The organism is Paenibacillus naphthalenovorans (assembly GCF_900099895.1).
GTDB classification, from domain to species: domain Bacteria; phylum Bacillota; class Bacilli; order Paenibacillales; family NBRC-103111; genus Paenibacillus_G; species Paenibacillus_G naphthalenovorans.
This window is the reverse complement of the sequence record NZ_FNDY01000035.1, coordinates 15,750-35,652: the sequence shown is the minus strand read 5'-3', so window position 1 is coordinate 35,652 and position 19,903 is coordinate 15,750. Positions and strand designations below refer to the sequence as shown.

21 protein-coding genes are annotated in these 19,903 nt (G+C 53.5%); 15 read left to right on the top strand and 6 right to left on the bottom strand.

Annotated elements, in window-relative coordinates:
* The first annotated feature begins 16 nt into the window (after positions 1 to 16).
* The 9 genes from purQ (at position 17) to BLT35_RS27210 (ending at position 10,214) form a co-directional block, all read left to right on the top strand.
* Complete coding sequence (purQ, locus tag BLT35_RS22370) at positions 17 to 712, top strand: phosphoribosylformylglycinamidine synthase subunit PurQ (RefSeq protein WP_062410697.1); 696 nt, start codon at positions 17 to 19, stop codon at positions 710 to 712.
* Positions 690 to 2,933, top strand: a complete 2,244-nt coding sequence (purL, locus tag BLT35_RS22365) for a phosphoribosylformylglycinamidine synthase subunit PurL (protein ID WP_074729802.1) — start codon at positions 690 to 692, stop codon at positions 2,931 to 2,933. The genes purQ and purL overlap by 23 nt, the downstream gene beginning before the upstream one ends.
* Positions 2,918 to 4,459, top strand: coding sequence for an amidophosphoribosyltransferase (gene purF, locus BLT35_RS22360; RefSeq protein WP_082660949.1), 1,542 nt, complete (start codon positions 2,918 to 2,920; stop codon positions 4,457 to 4,459). Before purL ends, purF begins: the two co-directional genes overlap by 16 nt.
* Positions 4,460 to 4,694: 235 nt before the next feature.
* Positions 4,695 to 5,735, top strand: a complete 1,041-nt coding sequence (purM, locus tag BLT35_RS22355) for a phosphoribosylformylglycinamidine cyclo-ligase (protein WP_062410699.1) — start codon at positions 4,695 to 4,697, stop codon at positions 5,733 to 5,735.
* Positions 5,732 to 6,364 (top strand): phosphoribosylglycinamide formyltransferase, encoded by a 633-nt coding sequence (purN, locus tag BLT35_RS22350; RefSeq protein ID WP_054819445.1) that lies wholly within the window; start codon positions 5,732 to 5,734, stop codon positions 6,362 to 6,364. The genes purM and purN overlap by 4 nt, the downstream gene beginning before the upstream one ends.
* A complete protein-coding gene (locus BLT35_RS22345) occupies positions 6,361 to 7,548 on the top strand; it encodes a phosphoribosylaminoimidazolecarboxamide formyltransferase (RefSeq protein WP_062410700.1) in 1,188 nt (395 codons plus the stop codon). The genes purN and BLT35_RS22345 overlap by 4 nt, the downstream gene beginning before the upstream one ends.
* A 30-nt stretch (positions 7,549 to 7,578) precedes the next feature.
* A complete protein-coding gene (locus BLT35_RS22340; protein WP_074729801.1) occupies positions 7,579 to 8,310 on the top strand; it encodes an IMP cyclohydrolase in 732 nt (243 codons plus the stop codon).
* A 13-nt stretch (positions 8,311 to 8,323) separates the two neighbouring features.
* Positions 8,324 to 9,583 carry a phosphoribosylamine--glycine ligase gene (gene purD, locus BLT35_RS22335; protein WP_062410701.1) on the top strand — a complete coding sequence of 420 codons (1,260 nt, stop codon included), beginning with the start codon at positions 8,324 to 8,326 and terminating at the stop codon, positions 9,581 to 9,583.
* Positions 9,584 to 10,046: 463 nt separating this feature from the next.
* Positions 10,047 to 10,214: a hypothetical protein gene (locus tag BLT35_RS27210; RefSeq protein WP_160327410.1), complete on the top strand. Its 168-nt coding sequence runs from the start codon at positions 10,047 to 10,049 to the stop codon at positions 10,212 to 10,214.
* 43 nt (positions 10,215 to 10,257) lie between these two features.
* Here BLT35_RS27210 and BLT35_RS27370 read toward each other — a convergent pair whose 3' ends face one another.
* The 4 genes from BLT35_RS27370 to BLT35_RS22315 all read right to left on the bottom strand — a co-directional run bounded on the left by BLT35_RS27370 (position 10,258) and on the right by BLT35_RS22315 (position 13,469).
* Positions 10,258 to 10,401, bottom strand: coding sequence for a hypothetical protein (locus tag BLT35_RS27370; RefSeq protein ID WP_160327411.1), 144 nt, complete (start codon positions 10,399 to 10,401; stop codon positions 10,258 to 10,260).
* Positions 10,402 to 10,508: 107 nt separating this feature from the next.
* Positions 10,509 to 11,351, bottom strand: a complete 843-nt coding sequence (locus BLT35_RS22325; RefSeq protein WP_054819448.1) for an ABC transporter ATP-binding protein — start codon at positions 11,349 to 11,351, stop codon at positions 10,509 to 10,511.
* A gap of 52 nt (positions 11,352 to 11,403) precedes the next feature.
* A complete protein-coding gene (locus BLT35_RS22320) occupies positions 11,404 to 12,459 on the bottom strand; it encodes a FecCD family ABC transporter permease (RefSeq protein ID WP_062410703.1) in 1,056 nt (351 codons plus the stop codon).
* The gene (locus BLT35_RS22315) at positions 12,456 to 13,469 is read right to left on the bottom strand and encodes a FecCD family ABC transporter permease (protein ID WP_074729800.1); all 1,014 of its coding nucleotides are present in this window, start codon (positions 13,467 to 13,469) and stop codon (positions 12,456 to 12,458) included. The genes BLT35_RS22320 and BLT35_RS22315 overlap by 4 nt, the downstream gene beginning before the upstream one ends.
* 222 nt (positions 13,470 to 13,691) lie before the next feature.
* On the opposite strand from BLT35_RS22315, the gene BLT35_RS22310 reads away from it, so the two are divergent.
* From BLT35_RS22310 to BLT35_RS22285, 6 genes are all read left to right on the top strand, one after another.
* A complete protein-coding gene (locus BLT35_RS22310) occupies positions 13,692 to 14,693 on the top strand; it encodes an ABC transporter substrate-binding protein (RefSeq protein ID WP_062410705.1) in 1,002 nt (333 codons plus the stop codon).
* Between the two features lie 142 nt (positions 14,694 to 14,835).
* Positions 14,836 to 15,159, top strand: coding sequence for a hypothetical protein (locus BLT35_RS22305; protein WP_062410706.1), 324 nt, complete (start codon positions 14,836 to 14,838; stop codon positions 15,157 to 15,159).
* Positions 15,160 to 15,298: 139 nt separating this feature from the next.
* The gene (locus tag BLT35_RS22300) at positions 15,299 to 15,730 is read left to right on the top strand and encodes an RrF2 family transcriptional regulator (protein WP_062410707.1); all 432 of its coding nucleotides are present in this window, start codon (positions 15,299 to 15,301) and stop codon (positions 15,728 to 15,730) included.
* A gap of 65 nt (positions 15,731 to 15,795) precedes the next feature.
* Positions 15,796 to 16,185: a hypothetical protein gene (locus BLT35_RS22295; RefSeq protein ID WP_054819451.1), complete on the top strand. Its 390-nt coding sequence runs from the start codon at positions 15,796 to 15,798 to the stop codon at positions 16,183 to 16,185.
* Between the two features lie 73 nt (positions 16,186 to 16,258).
* Entirely contained in the window at positions 16,259 to 16,573 is a 315-nt protein-coding gene (gene trxA, locus BLT35_RS22290) for a thioredoxin (RefSeq protein WP_062410709.1), read from the top strand.
* A 257-nt stretch (positions 16,574 to 16,830) separates the two neighbouring features.
* Positions 16,831 to 17,943 (top strand): DUF3048 domain-containing protein, encoded by a 1,113-nt coding sequence (locus tag BLT35_RS22285; RefSeq protein ID WP_254777639.1) that lies wholly within the window; start codon positions 16,831 to 16,833, stop codon positions 17,941 to 17,943.
* A 20-nt stretch (positions 17,944 to 17,963) separates the two neighbouring features.
* Here the strand turns inward: BLT35_RS22285 and BLT35_RS22280 are convergent, their stop codons facing one another.
* Positions 17,964 to 19,250, bottom strand: a complete 1,287-nt coding sequence (locus BLT35_RS22280; RefSeq protein WP_062410710.1) for a hypothetical protein — start codon at positions 19,248 to 19,250, stop codon at positions 17,964 to 17,966.
* Complete coding sequence (locus tag BLT35_RS22275) at positions 19,231 to 19,806, bottom strand: RNA polymerase sigma factor (protein WP_054819461.1); 576 nt, start codon at positions 19,804 to 19,806, stop codon at positions 19,231 to 19,233. Before BLT35_RS22275 ends, BLT35_RS22280 begins: the two co-directional genes overlap by 20 nt.
* Between the last annotated feature and the right edge of the window lie 97 nt (positions 19,807 to 19,903).

The following is a 19,903-nucleotide window of genomic DNA, read 5'->3' as shown; positions in this document are numbered from 1 at the left end:
AGGAGGAGCACGAACAATGAATTTTGCGGTACTGGTATTTCCGGGCTCCAACTGCGATATCGACTGCTATAAAGCGGTGGAGGATACGATCGGACAGCCTGTGGATTATGTATGGCATACAGAGACGGATTTGTCGAAATATGACTGCATCATCCTTCCCGGGGGCTTTTCCTATGGCGATTATTTGCGTACAGGCGCTATCGCACGGTTTGCTCCTGTGATGAACGCTTTGGTTCAAGCCGCGGCGCTAGGCAAATATATACTCGGCATTTGTAACGGATTCCAAATCTTGCTCGAATCGGGGCTGCTTCCAGGCGCGATGCTGCGCAACCGGTCCTTGAAGTTCCGCTGCCACGCGGCACTTCTGCAAGTGGAAAACACGGATACCCCCTTCACCAAAGAATACAACAAGGGCGAACTGATCAACATTCCGATCGCTCACGGCGAAGGCAATTACTACTGCGACGAGGCGACGCTGGCTGAGCTGAAGGCCAATAACCAGATCGTATTCCGATATGAAGCAGGCAGCAATCCGAACGGTTCGGTCGACGATATTGCAGGGATTTGCAACCGTGAGGGCAACGTGCTTGGCATGATGCCTCACCCGGAGCGTGCGGTGCATGAGATCTTGGGCTCGGCGGACGGACGGAGGATGTTTACATCGATATTGAGCACTTGGAGGGAGAAGCATGGCGCAGCAGCTATCGGCTAAGGAACCAACAGCGGAACAAATTGCAGAGCAGCAGATTTACAGGCAGTTCGGCGTTACGGACTCGGAGTATGAACAGATTTGCGGGTTCCTCGGACGGAAACCGAATTACGTAGAGATCGGCGTATTCAGCGTCATGTGGTCGGAGCACTGCTCCTACAAAAACTCCAAGGTGGTATTGAAAAAATTCCCGACCAGTGGACCAAAAGTCCTGATGGGACCTGGTGAAGGGGCCGGTATCGTGGATATCGGAGACAACCAGGCGGTGGTGTTTAAGATCGAAAGCCACAACCACCCGTCGGCCGTCGAGCCGTATCAAGGCGCGGCTACCGGCGTGGGCGGCATTATCCGCGATATTTTCTCGATGGGCGCGCGTCCGGTTGCTTTATTGAACAGCCTGCGTTTCGGCAAGCTGACCAACGATCGCGTGAAATATTTATTTGAGAACGTCGTATCGGGCATTGCGGGGTACGGTAACTGTATCGGAATTCCGACGGTGGGCGGCGAAGTGATGTTCGACGAGAGCTATGAGGGCAATCCGCTCGTCAACGCGATGTGTGTCGGTATCATTGAGCATGACAAAATTCAAAAAGGCGTGGCCAAAGGCGTCGGCAACCCGGTATTCTACGTGGGTCCGGCAACAGGACGCGACGGCATTCACGGGGCGACGTTCGCTTCCGAGGATTTGTCTGAAAAGTCGGAATCCAAGCGCTCGGCCGTTCAAGTGGGCGATCCGTTCATGGAGAAGCTGGTGCTCGAAGCCTGCCTTGAGCTGATCAACTCGGGAATCGTTGTCGGCATTCAAGATATGGGCGCCGCCGGGCTTACCTGTTCCAGCTCCGAGATGGCCAGCAAAGCGGGCAACGGCATGGAGCTTTATCTCGATGAGGTGCCGCAGCGCGAAGAAGGCATGACGCCTTACGAGATGATGCTGTCAGAATCCCAGGAACGGATGCTGTTCGTGGTGAAGCCCGAGCATGAAGCGCAGGCGAAAGCGATTTTTGAACGTTGGGGCTTACCTTGTCATAAGGTCGGTAAGGTGACGGACGACGGCAACCTGAAGCTTTACCATAAGGGCGAGCTGGTCGGCAATATGCCGGTTAAAGCGCTTGTGGACGATGTTCCGATGTACCATAAGCCTTCGGCTGTGCCTGCTTATTATGAGGAAAACGGCCGTATCGACACCCTTCGCTACCCTGAGGTTACCGATCTGAACGATGCGCTCATGAAGGTATTGGCATCGCCTACGGTAGCCAGCAAGGAATGGATATACAACCAATATGATTATATGGTGCGGACTTCGACCGCGGTTCAACCGGGCTCGGATGCGGCGGTGATCACGATTCGCGGCTCCCGTAAGGCGCTGTCAATGTCGACGGACTGCAACGGACGTTTTGTCTACCTGGATCCTGAGGTTGGCGGACGCATCGCCGTAGCTGAAGCGGCTCGGAACAACGTGTGCTCGGGAGCGGAGCCACTGGCCATTACGGATAACCTGAACTTCGGCAGTCCGGAGAAGCCGGAAATTTTCTGGCAGCTGGAGAAAGCGGTCGACGGGATGGCGGAAGCATGCCGCAAGCTGAATACGCCGGTAATCGGAGGAAATGTCAGCTTGTACAACGAGAACGCCAAAGGTGCGATTTACCCGACTCCGGTTGTCGGTATGGTCGGTCTGGTTCATGATATCGACCATATTACGACACAGAGCTTTAAACGCGAAGGCGATATCGTTCTCTTGCTTGGCGAGACGAAAGCGGAACTTGGCGGCAGCGAGTTCCAATACGTATTGCACGGCGTAACGGAAGGCCGTCCGCCGCAGATCGACCTCGATGTGGAGCAAACGCTGCTGAATGCCGTGCTGCGTGCGATTCAAAGCGGACTTGTAGCCTCCGCTCACGACTTGTCGGAAGGCGGTCTGGCCGTGGCATTGGCAGAGAGCTGTATTAGCGGGAAGATCGGTGCAAAGGTGAACTTTGTCAGCGAACTGCGCAATGACGTAGCGCTGTTTAGCGAAAGCCAGTCGCGCATTCTGCTCAGCGCCGCGCCGGACAAGGCGGAAGAACTGCGGAAGCTGCTGTCGGAAGCGGGCGTACCTGTGCAGGTATTGGGTACGGTTGGCGGACAGGAATTGAACGTTCAAGTCAATGGAAAATCGGTTATTGATGCATCTGTAACACAACTAGAAAAGGTTTGGAAGGATGCGATTCCATGTCTGATGAACTGAGAGTCGGCGGACAAGGACTAGGCAATATCAAGGGCAAAGGGGCGAGTTCCGTCAAGGTGCCGAAGCTGTGGACCGGAGATTATTATAATGAAGGGGTCGGCAGCAGCCATGACGGACTGTTCGATAAGCTGAGAGAAGAGTGCGGTGTCTTCGGAGTGTTCGGCCACTCCGAAGCAGCCTCGCTTTCCTACTACGGCTTGCATGCTCTCCAGCATCGCGGCCAGGAGAGTGCGGGAATCTGCGTAACCGGAGGAGATTCGTTCAACTATCATCGCGGCATGGGTCTCGTGAAGGAAGTGTTCAATAACGAAAACCTTGGAACGTTGGTTGGCTCCAACGCGATCGCCCACGTGCGTTACTCTACGTCGGGCGAAAGCAAGCTGGCCAATGCGCAGCCGCTCGTATTCAAGTATCGGGAAGGGGATCTGGCGATTGCAACGAACGGCAACCTGACCAATGCCCCGGCCATCAAGCGCCAGTTGGAGAAGGAAGGCTCCATCTTCCAAACAACGAGCGATACGGAAGTCGTTGCGCACTTGATTGCGCGTTCCAAGCACGACGATATTGTCAGCGCCGTGAAAGAAACGCTCCTGAAGGTAGAGGGCGCCTATGCGTTCCTTTTCATGACCAAGGATAAGCTCATTGCCGCAAGGGACCCATATGGGCTGCGTCCCTTTGTCATGGGCCGTCTTGGAACCGCGAAGCTGTTCGCATCCGAGTCGTGCGCATTCGATACGGTCGGCGGCCAGTACTATCGGGACATTGAACCCGGCGAACTGTTGGTCATGGACCTCAAGACCGGCACATTGACGGAAGACCGTTTCTCACCGATTAAACAGCGCGCCATTTGCGCGATGGAATACATTTATTTTGCCCGGCCGGACAGCGACATCGATTCGACGAACATTCACTCCGCGCGCAAACGCATGGGGCGCCAGCTGGCGATCGAATCGTTCGTCGATGCGGATGTCGTCACCGGTGTGCCGGACTCCAGCATCTCTGCCGCTATCGGTTACGCCGAGCAGACAGGCATCCCCTATGAGCTGGGGCTGATCAAAAACCGCTATACCGGCCGGACGTTCATCCAGCCGAGCCAAGAGCTGCGCGAGCAGGGCGTGAAAATGAAGCTGTCTGCGGTACGCAGCATTGTGGAAGGCAAGCGCGTCGTCATGATCGACGACTCGATCGTGCGCGGGACGACGTCCTTGCGCATCGTGAATCTGCTCCGCGAAGCGGGTGCTTCGGAGGTGCACGTGCGGATCAGTTCGCCGCCGTTTCAAAACCCGTGCTTCTACGGCATCGATACGCCCAGCCGCAAGGAGCTTATTGCCGCGGTGAAGTCGGTGGAAGAGATTCGCCAGGCGATCAACGCGGATTCTCTTCACTTCCTGAGCAAGGAAGGCTTGCTCACGGCCATTGGCCGTCCCGGCGGCGAATACAACCGCGGGCATTGCACCGCTTGCTTCGACAACCATTATCCGACGCCGGTCCCAGACGAAGCCGCGCTCAGCTGTGGCTGCGATTGAGGCGGATCGTGCTTGAAAAGTGACGGGGCAGGGACCGTGCAGCGGCCCTCAGTCTCGAAGCTGTAAGGGTGAAAAACAGCGCAGCAATCCGCGCGGCTAGCCTCGATTGGCGTTCAGATGGCTAGTAAAAACCACAAGGCGGCCAACTACTGCATTGCGCGGGCGGTGTAACGATGATTTAGGCGTCGCACAGCGGCGAAATTAGGGTCATATCGATTTGGGGAGGAAATACCAAGTGTCCGATGCATATAAAAAGGCCGGTGTTGACATCGCAGCCGGTAACGAAGCGGTGGAACGCATGAAGAAGCACGTCAAGACGACGTTCCGACCGGAAGTATTGACGGAGCTCGGCGGTTTCGGCGGACTGTTCGGCTTGAACAAAGATAAATATGAAGAGCCGGTGCTTGTCTCTGGAACCGACGGAGTCGGCACGAAGCTCAAAATCGCGTTCGCGATGGATAAACACGATACGATCGGCATCGATGCCGTGGCGATGTGTGTGAACGACATCGTGGTACAGGGAGCGGAGCCGCTCTTTTTCCTCGATTATCTCGCTTGCGACAAGGTCATTCCCGAGAAAATCGAAGCGATCGTCAAGGGCATCAGCGATGGCTGCGTGCAATCGGGATGTGCTTTGATCGGCGGCGAAACGGCGGAGATGCCGGGCATGTACAGCGAAGGCGAATACGATATCGCCGGCTTTACCGTCGGTGTCGTAGACAAAAAGAAGATCATCGACGGCAAGACGATTCGTCCGGGAGATGTTGTGCTTGGCCTGGCTTCAAGCGGCGTGCACAGCAACGGCTTCTCGCTTGTCCGCAAGCTTCTGCTGGAGGAGAAGGGTTACAGCCTGCACGATCACGTAGAGGCATTGGGCGGGAGTCTCGGCGATACGCTCCTGGCGCCGACGAAGATTTATGTCAAACCGGTGCTTGCCGTTCTGGAGCAGGTAGAGATCAAGGGCATGGCGCACATTACCGGTGGAGGCTTCCTGGAGAATATTCCGCGCGTGCTGCCTGAAGGCGTGAACGTGGAGATTGATTATGGTTCATGGCCGATTCTTCCGATTTTTGAACTGATGCAGCAAGAAGGCGAAATCAGCAATAACGATATGTTCCGTACGTTCAACATGGGGATCGGGATGGTCGTTATCGTAGCCGAAGACCAAGCGGCGAAAGCGGCGGAGCTATTCGAGCGTCACGGTGAAAAGGCCTATACGCTTGGACGTGTAACGGCAGGGGAGCGCATTGTCACATTTAACGGGGCAGCCGTATGAGAAGGGCTCCTCTCGGCATTGCCGTGTTCGCATCGGGGAACGGAAGCAATTTTCAAGCGATTGCGGATGCGGTGAAGGAAGGACGGCTCGATGCACGCATCGAGCTTTTGGTTTGTGACCGCCCTAAGGCCAAGGTAGTGGAGAGGGCGGAAGCGGCCGGTATCCCTGTATTTGCGTTTAACCCGAAAGAGTATGCCTCCCGAGAAGCGTATGAGCGTGAAATTTTACAACAGCTGCAGCTAAGGAACGTCGATCTTGTCGTTCTTGCGGGATATATGCGAATTATTACCAAGGTATTGGTGGATGCGTATTGGGGACGTATGATCAATATCCATCCCTCGCTGCTGCCGTCTTTTCCGGGGCTTGACGCGGTGGGACAAGCGCTCCGTCACGGCGTGAAGGTCACCGGAGTGACGGTGCATCTGGTCGATGGAGGGCTCGATAGCGGGCCTATCCTGGCTCAACGCGCGATCGACGTTCAGCCCGGCGATACGGAGGCGTCGATCACCGAACGCATACACCAAATAGAGCACCGGCTGTATCCGGAAGTGATACAAGGCATTTGCGACGGCAGCATCCACCTGGAACAAGCTGCTGATCATAAACCAAAGGATGGGATAACACCATGAGCCAAACGACAAGCTCTAAGAACGTGTTGAATCTGCGGTACGGAATGAATCCGCATCAAAAACAAGCGAAGCTCATTAGTGAAGGAGCACTGCCGGTTAAGGTTCTGAACGGCGATCCCGGCTTCATCAATTTGCTGGATGCCCTCAACGGGTTTCAGCTGGCCCGCGAATTGCGCCGTGCTACCGGACTCCCTGCGGCCGCATCCTTCAAGCATGTAAGCCCGGCAGGGGCTGCCGTTGCCGCTCCGCTGTCACCCGAACTGAAGAAGGCTTACTTCGTTGAAGGCCTGGAGCTTTCTCCTCTGGCGACGGCCTATGCGCGTGCCCGCGGCGCCGACCGTATGTCCTCATTCGGCGACGCCGCCGCACTTAGCGATATCGTGGATGCTTCGACGGCTCAATTGTTGAAGCGGGAGGTATCCGATCTTGTTGTGGCGCCCGGCTACACGGACGAGGCGCTGGAAATACTCAAGGCTAAAAAGAACGGAGGCTATCTGATTCTTCAGATTGATCCTGACTATGTGCCGAATCCGATCGAAACCCGCACCCTGTTCGGTCTTACACTGCAGCAGGAACGCAACGACGCGGTCATTGATGAATCGGCTCTGGAAAAAATCGTTACGAAGAACAAAGAGCTGCCGGAACATGCGAAGCGGGATCTTTTAGTTGCCCTTGTCACCCTCAAATATACGCAATCCAATTCTATTTGCTATACGCTGGACGGCCAAACCATCGGCATCGGAGCCGGGCAGCAGTCGCGGATTCACTGTACGAGGCTGGCGGGAGACAAAGCTGACCGTTGGTTTCTTCGCCAGCATCCAACGGCCCTGAACATGAAATTCCGTCAAGGCTTATCCCGTGCAGAGCAGAACAATGCGATCGACCTTTGGCTTGAAGAGGAGTTGACCTCGGTGGAGCAAGCCGCTTGGGAAGCTTGCTTCGAAGAGGTGCCGGCGCGCTTGTCGCGTGAAGAGAAGCGGGAGTGGCTGAACAAGCTGCAGGGCGTTTCTTACGGTTCGGATGCTTTCCTTCCGTTCCGCGATAATCTGGATCGCGCCAGCCGCAGCGGCGTGAAATACGTCGTACAGGCGGGAAGCTCGATGCGGGACGAGGAAGTCGTGCAGGCGGCCAACGATTACGGAATGGTCATGATGTATTCCGGCGTTCGTCTGTTCCACCACTAAGCAAGCCATTAAACCGGGGAGGAAAACAACGTGTCGACGAATAGAGCCGCAAAAGCGGATCAATATATAAATGGTTTGAAAGAGAATGCTTATCCCGGCCGCGGGATCGTGATCGGTTTAACGCCGGACGGCACGCGTCTGGTACAGGTTTACTGGATTATGGGACGCAGCGAAAACAGCCGTAACCGCGTGTTTGTTCAAGAAGAGAACGGGTTTGTCCGCACGGAAGCGAAAGATCCGGCGAAGCTGACGGATCCTTCATTGATTATCTATTACCCGGTCAAGCATGTGAACGGGGCGCATATTGTGACCAACGGCGACCAGACCAACACGATTCATGAAGCGCTGCAGGCGGGCGGATCTTTCGAGATTGCGCTGGCTACCCGGACGTATGAACCGGATGCGCCGAATTTCACTCCCCGCATCAGCGGTCTCGTAGATCTGAAGGACGGTCAGTTTGCCTACAAGCTGTCAATTTTGAAGTCCGGCGACAATACGGAAGAACAGACGCTTCGGCATACCTATACTTATGAGAAGGCACTTCCCGGCTTCGGTCACTGCATCCATACGTATGCGGGCGACGGAAACCCGCTGCCTTCCTTCCAAGGCGAGCCGGCGCTCGTTCCGCTTCAAAATGATGCGAAGCAAATCGCGGACACCTACTGGCACGTTTTGAACGACGAAAATAAAATTTCACTGCTGGTCAAAACGATTCGCCTCGGAAGCGGAGAGACCGAGCTGCTGATCGTAAACAAAGATTAAGGGGGAGCCAAACGTGCGGATATTGGTAGTGGGCGGCGGCGGCCGCGAGCATGCGATTTGTTGGGCGCTCAAAAAAAGTCCGAAAGTGCAGGAGTTGTTCTGTGCGCCGGGCAACGGAGGCATTGCCGGTGTGGCTGAATGTGTGCCTATCCAGGTGAATCAATTTGAAGAGATCGCCCAATTTGCGATCGACCGTTCGATCGACCTCGTCGTGATCGGACCGGATGACCCGTTGTACGAGGGCATTGTCGACCATCTGGAGGCCAAGCAAATTCCGGTTTTCGGTCCCCGAAAGAATGCGGCGATCATTGAAGGAAGCAAAGTGTTTACCAAGCAGCTGCTGAAAAAATACAACATTCCGACGGCGGCTTATGAATCCTTTGACAACTATGAGGATGCCGCGGCCTATCTTCGTAAGCAAAAGGCGCCGATAGTCATTAAGGCAGACGGTCTGGCCGCGGGCAAAGGCGTTGTGGTGGCTCAGACGCTGGAAGAAGCGGAGAAGGCGCTGCACGACATCATGGTTGCCAAAGTATTCGGCGAGTCCGGCAACCAGGTGGTGATCGAGGAATTTCTGACCGGACAAGAAATGTCCATCCTGTCGTTCGTAGACGGGGAAACGGTACGTCCGATGGTTCCGGCACAGGACCATAAGCCGGTTTTCGATAATGATAAAGGACCGAATACGGGCGGTATGGGCACGTATACACCGCTGCCGCACATTCCGCAGTCGATTATCGATGAGGCGATTGAAACGATCATCAAGCCTACGGCCAAGGCCATGGTAGCCGAAGGCCGACCGTTCTGCGGCGTGTTGTTCGCGGGACTGATGCTTACGCCGAATGGACCGAAGACGATTGAATTCAACGCACGCTTCGGCGACCCGGAGACACAGGTCGTGCTGCCTCGGCTGAAGACCGATCTGCTGGACATTTTCCTTGCTGCGATCAACGGATGTCTCGACCGGATGAACATCGAGTGGAGCGACGAAGCTGCGGTATGCGTCATTCTCGCTTCCGAGGGCTATCCGGGATCGTACTCGAAAGGGCTGCCGATCGAAGGGTTGGACGAGGTTCAAGATGCGCTCGTGTTTCATGCCGGGACCGCTGTGAAGGATGGAAGCATCGTCACCAGCGGCGGCAGGGTGCTTGGCGTAACCGCACTGGGCCGCGATATCGCGGAAGCTCGTGCCAAAGCCTATGCGGAAGCCGACCGCATCCGTTTCCAGGGAAAACACTATCGGACGGATATTGCAAAGAAAGCTTTAGTATAAAACAAATAACGCCGGATTTGAGGGCATAGCCTTCAAATCCGGCTTTTTTTAGTATGGTCTAAGGCATATCGAAAACAGTATGGCAAAAATATTACTAGAAAACTAGCATAAGGGGGAACCGCTGCGAGTATATATTTTAATAGATCCATTTCAGTGAAGATAAGGAAGTTGATACCGTATGCATGGATTCCGTAATAAAGAGGTACTTCATGATGTCATAAAGCTGATTTTATTTCAAGTGTATCTTTTTCTCTTTCATATGACAATGACGTATGATGCAGTTTCCAGAATGATGGTATATGCAGGCTGTTTACTTTTTTTAGGCCTGTTTTTCTTTTCTATTTCCTCTTTGAACAGGCAAAAAGAAAAGGCTCGAGGCATTTTCAATCAGTTATTTATTTCTCTGATCTGTTTCCATTTGCTAATCAGCTTCATCAGCGGTTCAAAGCAAAGAGAAAGCATTATGTTATTTGCATTGACGGCGATTTTTGTGCTGACCATGAACGGATATATGTCGGTGGAGGACAGGACGGATAGGCTCATGGTCAAGCTGTTCTACTGCCTGCTGATCGGATGTATTGCCGCGGCCGCCGTACATAAATTAGTTACCGGTGTGACTTCATTCGGATAAAGGGCTTATGGCCGGGGGCTATAAGCCCGGGAACTCCGGCGGCTCATTTTCTGCCGCTGCCCTTAATGACGATATGATCCCAGTATTTATACACGAACACGGCGGCAAGGACAATCCCGGTGATCAGCACAACCGATAGCCAGTGGTGCTGCATGAAATACATGAACGAATGCATTGCTTGGGACACGCTCCTTTCAAGATCTCCTTTTATTTTTCCCAACTGTGTCCAAGGTCATCAAGGATACGCAAAATAAAAAACGCTGAGACTCATCGCAGAGCTCAGCGTTTGAATTGTTATACCACTAATGCGGCAGGCGTCTCCGTATCTGAAGCGCCATGAAGCTGTCCTGGCTGTTTGCCGCTGCCGTAAGGAACCACCATCGGGGTGCCGAACAACGGATCTTCGATAATACGGCATTCCAGATCGAACACACTGTTAATCAGTTCTTCGGTGATCACGTCCTGCGGCTGTCCTTCCGCCCATACCTTCCGGTCCTTGATGGCCACAATATTATCCGCATACCGGCAAGCCAGATTGATATCGTGCAGTACCATGACAATGGTGCGCCGCTCCCGTACGTTCAGATCGAACAGCAGGTCGAGTACCTCAATCTGGTGAGCAAGGTCAAGGTACGTTGTTGGTTCGTCGAGTAAAATGGTCGGAGTCCCTTGAGCCAGTGTCATGGCGATCCATGCGCGCTGTCTTTGACCGCCGGACAGAGAGTCGACGGAACGTTCGGCAAGGTGCTTCATGTTGGTGAGCTCCAGCGCCCGTTGAACCATCGATTCGTCTTCTTTCGACCACTGCTGCAGCCAATTCTGATACGGATACCGTCCTTGCTTGACGAGCTGAAGCACAGTTAGTCCTTCCGGAGCCGACGGACCTTGCGGGAGCATAGCCATTCGCCGTGCGACTTCCTTCGTCTTCAAAGTAGCGATATCGCTGCCGTCCAGTACCACCTGGCCGCTTTTCGGCGTCAACAGCCGGGCGAGCGAACGCAACAGCGTCGATTTGCCGCAGCCGTTGCTGCCGATAAATACGGTAATTTTTCCTTTGGGCAGGCAGATGTTCAGGTCCTGGAAGATACAAGTTTCACCGTAGCTGAGACACAGGTCGTTCGATTGAATGGCGGTCATAGGAATCTTCTCCTTCATTCGCTTTTTTGGCAAAGAGATTGTGGATATTCAATTATCCGCGATTGCGGCTGTGATATAACAAATAAATAAAGAAAGGTGCACCGATGCAGGCGGTGAACACTCCGGCAGGAATGTCCAGCGGCGTAAATAGCGAACGTCCTGCAAGATCAGCCAGCAGCAGGATGAGCGCTCCGATCAGCGCCGACACCGGCAGCAAAGCGCCAAAAGCCGGTCCCACCAGTTTGCGTGCCATATGCGGCGCCATCAATCCGATGAAGCCGATGGCCCCGCCGAATGCAACGGCCGCACCGGCCAGCGCGACGCTGAGCAAAATCAGCAGCATACGCTGCCGCTGCACAGAACTGCCGACGCTGCGCGCCACATCCTCGCCGAGCTCTTGAATATTGACGTGCCGGGAGTAAATGAATACCGCCGGCAGCAGAATCGTTACCCAAGGCAGAAGCGGAAGCACGTCTCCGTCCCAAGAAACCCCGTAAATGCTCCCGGTCATGAACGTAAGTGATTGATTCGCCATCACGATGGGGGCGGAAATCATCAGCATGTAAGATAAGGAACTCATGGCCGCCGTGAACCCGATTCCGATGAGCACAAGGCGAAGCGGGGTGACTCCGCCGTTTTTCCACGAGAGTAAGTACACGACGACCGTTGCCAGAAACGCTCCGATGATCGCGGTTAAAGGAAGCCATTGAATACTTGCTCTCTCGGATAAAAAGAAAAAAAACGAAACGGCTCCGAACGTAGCTCCGCCGGTGATGCTGATCGTATCGGGGGAAGCCAGCGGATTGCGTACCACCCCTTGGAGGATAGCGCCCGATACTGCAAGCGAGGCCCCGATCAGGACGGCAATGACGACGCGAGGCAAACGCAAGGAGCGAATGATGGTGTCGTTAGTATCCGCTCCGATTCCGAGAACAGAACGGACGACATCCGCCGGCGTGACATATACGCTTCCGATGCCTGTGCTGAGAATCATCACCAAGATCGTAACGAGGAACAAGACCGATGTTACGAGCAGCGCTTTTTTGCTGACCAGAAAAGAATACGCCTTACTGCGTACGGAAATGTATTTGCTTTTGGTTTCGCTCATCTCCATTGACCTCCTTTGCGTGCAATATACACAAAGAAGGGAACGCCGATCAATGCAGTGGTTACCCCGACGTGTACTTCCTTCGGCATGACGATAAACCTCGCGCCGATATCCGCGCCGACCAGCAGCAAAGCCCCCAGCACCGCGCAATAAGGAAGGACCCAGCGGTAATCGATGCCAACGAGATAGCGGACGATATGCGGCACGATGATGCCGACAAACACAACAGGACCCGCTACTGCGACGGAACCACCGGCAAGCAAAACGATGACGACGGCCGCCGAGGCTTTGATGATCAGGGTATGCTGCCCCAAGCCTTTGGCGACGTCTTCGCCCATTGTCAGAACATTGATATGGGGAGACAGCAGCAGTGCGCCGACCAATGCGATGAGCATATAAGGAAGCACCGAAAGCAGCATTTCCATCGTCCGTCCGGCGACAGAGCCTACGAGCCAGAAGAGTACCTGATCGAATGCTTTGCCGTCCGCCAGCAGGATTCCCTGCGTAAGCGAGGAGAACAAAGCCGTAATGGCTGACCCGGCAAGCGTTATTTTGATCGGCGTCAAGCCATCCCTGCCTACGGAACCTAACAAATAAACGGCGCATGAACTGACGGCGGCCCCGAGAAAGGCGATCCAAGCAAATTGCGATAAGCCGGACACATCAAAAAAAGCGACCGATAGTACGATAGCAAAAGCGGCACCGGCATTCACGCCGAAGATGCTTGGAGAAGCGAGAGGATTGCGCGTGATCGCTTGCATAAGGGCTCCGGCCACCGCAAGACTCCCCCCGACGATGGCGGCAATCAGCGCCCGCGGAATCCTGGACGTTTGGATGATGAGATGATCATTCGAACCGTCAGGCTGCGTATAAGACGCTACGATGGTGTCCCATGAATAATGGTTCACGCCGAACATGACGCTTGCCAGCATAAATGCAGCGAGCAGCAGCAGGGCTGCAGCCAAACCGCCGATTTTGAAGGAAAGGTTAGTATGAAGTTTTTTGCGCATGAAAAATTAGCCTGCTCTCTGTTGTAAGGTTACCTTTTGATCCGTTTAGGAATGATGCAAGAATAATGAACTAAACTCATTGTATGAGAATCATTATCAGCTGTCAATGATTCTGAGAATCATTATCAAAAAAAGATTGACAATATTTGAATACCCCATTATGATTTACTTTGTTATTGATAATCATTATCATCATTGTTCAATTTCCGGGAGGTCCAGTCAATGTTTAGTACACGCAAATCATTTCAATGGAAAACGGCGATATTTCTCGCTGCAATGCTGCTCATGACCGTATGGTTAACCGCTTGCGGGGCGAAGCAGTCGGCCGAGCCCAAGCCTTCTGCGGATCAGGCGGGGACACAGGCGGGGACAACAGAAGGATCGCGTAAAATCAAGCATGCGATGGGCGAAACCGAGGTGCCGGCAAACCCGAAGAAGATCGTCATTCTCACAAATGAAGGAACCGAAGCTCTGCTGGCATTGGGAATCAAGCCGGTAGGCGCGGTGAAGTCTTTCACCGGAAAACCTTGGTATGATCATATTAAAGCCGACATGGAAGGCGTTCAAGTGGTCGGTGATGAAAGCCAGCCGAATCTGGAGATGATCGCCGCGCTTAAACCGGATCTGATCATCGGCAATAAAATGCGTCAGGAGAAAGTCTACGAACAGCTGAAAGCGATCGCTCCGACGGTATTCTCTGAAACGCTGCGCGGCGAATGGAAAAACAATTTCAAGCTGTATGCTGAAACCGTGGGCAAGAAGGAAGAAGGCGATAAAATCATCGCAGCCTTCGACAAACGGATCGAAGACTTTAAATCGAAAGCCGGAGATAAGCTGAAGGAGAAAGTGTCTGTCGTTCGTTTTATGGCGGGGAAAACCAGAATTTACCTGAACGATACGTTTACGGGAATCATTTTCTCGCAGATTGGCATTGCACGTACTGAATTTAAGGATAAAGAAACGTTCGCAATTGAAATTAACAAAGAGCGTCTGCCGGAAGTGGACGCCGATCGATTGTTCTATTTCACTTATGAGACCGGAGACGGAAAGGGAAGCAACCAGGAACAGGAATGGACCAACGATCCGTTATGGAAAAATTTGAACGTAGTGAAGAACGGCAAAGCGTTTAAAGTAAACGACGTGACCTGGAACACCGCCGGCGGGGTGAAGGCCGCGAACATTTTGCTGGACGATTTGTATAAATTCTACGATATTCAACCATAAGCCAATGAAACCGGACCGGCTCTTACCGACAGGGAAGGAGCCGGTTTTTTTCTTTAGGCCTGCATAACCTTCGGGCGGTTAAAGCACAATAGGATGGGAATTTACAACAGCCCACTTTATAACCCAAGGAGGATGCAAAGATATGCACAATGTCATTAACCAATTGAACCAATGCCAGCACATCATCGGGCAGCTGATCCAGCAAACAGAACAAGCGAGCATGAATTACCAAAGACTGCTGCAGCAGGAGCAGCAGAACGCGCAGCAGCTGGAAATGCTTGCCCAGCGGGAGCGTCAGGCGGCTCAGCTGATTCAAACGGCGCTGCAGGGTCACCAAACGGCGGTTCAACAAATGCAGCAGATCTCGCAAATGTGTCATCAAGCAGAGCAATCGATCGCACAAATGAGCACAGTGAGCCTGCAGCCTCAGCAATCCAGCTTTGCCCGCGGCAGCATGTATCAATAAGCCGCTTTTCTGCCAAAGCCGTTTCCGCATCAAGCGGGAACGGCTATTTTCACGTTTGTTAAGCAGGGGAGGAGCCTGCTTGACAGGTTAATCTGTAATAATTATAATAACAGTAAGACGAAAGAGGAGGAGACCAGACGTGAACAGTGAATTTACGATTGCGGTACACAGTCTGGTGCTGCTTGCTTATCGGCTGGATCATATGGCCACCAGCGATATGATTGCGGCGAATGTCTGCACTCATCCCGCCCGCGTGCGGAAGGTGATGAGCTGTTTGAAGAAGCAAGGCTATGTAGCTACGAAGGAAGGCACCGGAGGCGGATATGCCTTAAACTGCAACCCGGCTGAGGTCACTTTGGCGCAAATCTATCGTGCTACTTCGATCGGTTCCCTCAAGCCTTCCTGGTGCTCGGGGAACGAGGAGGAGGATTGCATGATTGCATGCAATATGGCCGACGTGATGGACCAAATATTCTCTGAGGCTGAGGAGCAGATGCTGGCCTTTCTGTCCCGCGTTACGATCCATGATGTGCTGAACCGGATTCGGGAAGTGCAGAGCGGGAAAACGTAAGCGCGGCTTTATGTACAAACTGTTACTTAATTTGTAGCAGATTATCGATCATAGGAGGGATTGGTATGGCTTCAATCTATGATGTGAAAGTGAACGAAGGCGATTGGGTGAGCGGTACGACGCTGGAGGACGAACGCTTTATCGGGTATGTGGAGTCGGTGGAAGGTAATGGCCTGGTCAAGGTTCGGATCACTCAATGCGACCGTCCGGAAATCATCGGAGATTGGGCCGAGGCCAAGCTTTCCAAGGTCGCCAAGATGTCCGAGTACGAGCCGTCCGGCGAGGCTGCCCTGCGCTCGCTGATCGAAATCGCATTGATGACCAGGGATCGGGAATGGTTCGCGGAGCTGAGCGGCAAGCTCACCGCAGCCGCCGCCGTTGAGGCGGAGAACCGGTCGGGACAGAACCGTATGGATACGGACTTTCTTTTGCAGCGCCCGTCCCGTTTGAATTAACAGCGAGTTGGGGAATAAATGCTCTATAACTACGTTATTTATTTTCAAAATTATAGAATAGGAGTGGATTCTCATGGCTATTGTTAATGTGAATGACGTACAATTTAAAGACACCATAAAAGAAGGCGTAGTATTGGTTGATTTCTGGGCGCCTTGGTGCGGACCCTGCAAAATGATCGCGCCGGTGCTTGAGGAGCTTGACGGAAAGCTTGGAGATGCGGTTACGATCGCCAAAGTGAATGTCGATGACAATCCTCAAACGGCCGGAAACTACGGAGTCATGAGCATTCCGACCTTGAAGCTGTTCAAAGACGGCGTCGAGGTTGGAACGAACATAGGCTTCAGACCGTTGGCCGAGCTGGAGGCTTGGGTACGGGAGCAGCTGTAAGAGGTTCAGCGGATGGACAACAAACCCGGCATTTCCATGTCATCATGGGAATGCCGGGTTTTTTCGTGGGAGCGGGGACCGGGTTACGTTAAGAACCGGCTTCATAAAAGAAAAAATATAGGAAACCAAGAGCCACATCATCCGATATGGAATATAAGGAAGATGTGGTTTTTGTCTTAATTTGAAAAAAAAGGATTCTAAAAACAGGTTTAATAGAATATAGTTTACTAGAGGACAAGCAGATGAGGTGACGTTAATTGAAACCAAAGCAATGCAAACAAAAATGGAGCCGCATGGGACGGAAAGGAGGAATGGCGCTGCTGGCGGGCTGGTTGGCCTTGACAGCGGCGGGCTGCCAGACCTCCGGGAATCCGCCGGCAGAAACCGTCAAGCCAGTCGTCGTGGAGCCGAAAGTGCCGCCTCCAAAAGCGGAACCTGCCTTCCAGGCGCCTTTGACGGGGCTGCCGAGCGACAGGAAAATTGAGGACAGACCGATCATGGTCATGATCAACAACGCCCCTCAGGCGAGGCCTCAAAGCGGTCTGACGCAAGCGGATATGCTGCTTGAGGTGCTGGCCGAAGGGGAAATTACCCGGATCGTCGGCATTTTCCAAAGCAGCAGGTCTAAGGATCCCGTCGGACCGGTGCGAAGCATCCGTCCTTATTTTATCGAGATCGGAAAATCATTCGGAGCGATTCAAGTCCATGCGGGCGGAAGCCCTGACGGTTATTCAAAGCTGAAGAAAGAGCGCATCCACGCGCTGGATGAAATTACGAACGCAGGTGCCGCATTTTGGAGGGAGCGTTCCCGAAAGGCCCCACATAATCTGTATACGGACCTGGAGAAAATACGGGAGACTGCTCAGGAACGAGGCTTTACCGCTAATGCCCTCGCCCAACCGGCGTACAGCTTTGTGAAGAAGGATGCGGATGCCGTCCCGGCCATGGCCAATGATGCGCAGGATGCGCCAAAGGTAGACATTACGTTTCTGATGCAAAGCTATAAGGTGACCTATGAATTTGACCAGACAAGCGGTTTGTACAAACGGTCGATCAACGGCAAGCAGCATATCGATCTGAACAACGAAGAACAATTGTCCGCGGCCAATGTGGTTGTCATGGGGACAAGACACCGGACACTGGACAGCGAGGGAAGACTCGACGTCAAACTGATCGGGACTGGCCCTGCGCTTCTGTTTGAACGGGGCAAGGTGAAGAAGGTGGAGTGGAAACGGGATAAAGAAAGCGACCCGATCCGTTTCTTGGATCTAGGCCGCGAGGCGGTTTTGCAGCAGGGACAGACGCATATCATGATCGTGCCCGATACGCCATCGTTTGAAAGTCATGTGAATTACGGGCAGCAGCCGTAGCCGCTGCCCTTTTGATTACGTTACGGCTCTAAAAAGGCTTTCACCTGCTGTTTCCAGGACTCGACATACCGGTCCGTCGCCCACTGCGCCATAACGACCGATTCATTCGGCTGGAGCGGGATCGTCATCAGCTGCGACGGAATCAGCTGGTCGATATAAGGGTATATAATGATGTTTCTGTCCGTGACTACTGCCACAAAATCGTGCTTTGGCGAAGTAAAGACGTCGACAGCCGAAGGCTGCAGCCGCTTGATTTCACTCCACGATACCGCCAGCTCGTCATGAGAGACGACAGATGCAGGCAGTTCCATCGGCACATCTTTCAAACGGTATCCGATCTTACCATCAAGATTCTCCGCCGAACCGTAATCGGCCAGCTGCGCGATCCACCGCCCTTGCTTGCGGACGATAGTCCAGCTTTCCCCCGAGAGATCCACGGCTCCGGCAGCTCTGCCGGATTCCCCTGGCTGAACGGGAAGCCTCGGCTTCAGCTCCTGAATGATCGGCTCGGCATAGGCGGCCAGCAGCCCGCGCAGCGACACGTGGGGCTCTTCCAGCGGAGTAAGCGATATTTCCTTCCTCGTAGGCGCGATTTGCAGCAGCTCCTTGACCCAAACGTATTCATACTGGACGGCCTTCCCGGAGGCAGGATCCCGGGATTGCACGGTTTGAGCTACGGTAATATACCGGTTCCCGGCAAAAAGGAGCTTCTCCGACAGCTTAACCGGTTTGGCGGAAACCAATGCGGAAACCTGCTCATCCTCGAATGCCGGATTGGCCGCCGCTTTGGATGCGGTAATGGTCCAGGCCTCTTTCTCCTCGTTGGCTATCCGCTGGCCCCCTATTTTCCAGAAGTCCATTTTGTAAGGCATAAGAATGCCTGCGCCTTCTGCGGTTTTTTGCAGCCGATTGTGCTCCGGGGCGATGAGTACGGTACGGTAAGTGCTGTATTCCCCCTGGCTCCCGGCCGCGGGAAGGTCCGTACGCAAACCGAGCAGCAGAGCGGAACGGATGGAAGCTTCCCAGCTTTCCTTAACGGGCGCTGCGGCATGCTGCGAATGCTCATCGTACGTCGATTGGTTTATGCGCAGCAGAGAGGACAGCCGTTCTCCGTCGACGAACAGGAGCATAACCGTGACCGCAAGCAGGGCACAGGCGGCGACGAACCCAGTCTTCCGCGGCTTCGGTCTGCTGCCTTCCTCTTCTATGCGTGCTTCGATACGCTGTCTTAAGCCGTCGGTAAAGCCCTCCCTCCCGAGCGGTCCCTCAGCCAGTTTTATCTTAAGCTCATTGTCCATCGGATCCAAGATTCCAATCCTCCTTCATCCGGGAAATTTTATTTCGTGCATGGAAAAGCCTCGATTTGACCGTTCCTTCACTGACGCCCAGCACCTCCGCTATTTCCTTCATGGACAGCTGATGATGGGCATAAAGAATCAGCACTTCTCTGTATTTGACGGGCAGCTTCAGCACCATTTCCCACATCTCGTTAATGGCCATACGCTCTACGACCTCTTTTTCCGGCTGAGAATCGGCTGCCTGTTCGCCGAAAGAAGTGAGGAAATCGACCAAAGTGACTTTACGGTAAAAGGCCGATCTCAGGTAATCGAGCGTCATATTGCGTGTAATGGCAAGCAGCCATGTTTTGACGGAGGATTCGCAGCGGAATGTGTAAAGATTGCGGTATACCTTAATAAACACCTCTTGGGTGATATCGTCTGCCTGGTCCCGCTTTCGGGTCATGCTGTAAGCATAGTTCCATACGTCTTTGCCGTAAGCCGTCATCAACTCATGCAGAATCGCCTTCGGATCCGAGCTTTCCGACAAATGCTTCAAATATTCAAAATTTGCTTTCGAATCCAAAGCTGCCACCTCAAATGTTTGACGATCTTCCGGCGGTACCGGTTCAACAACGCATTCCAAAGACGTCGAGAGAGTACATCGGATTGCCTCTGTCTTT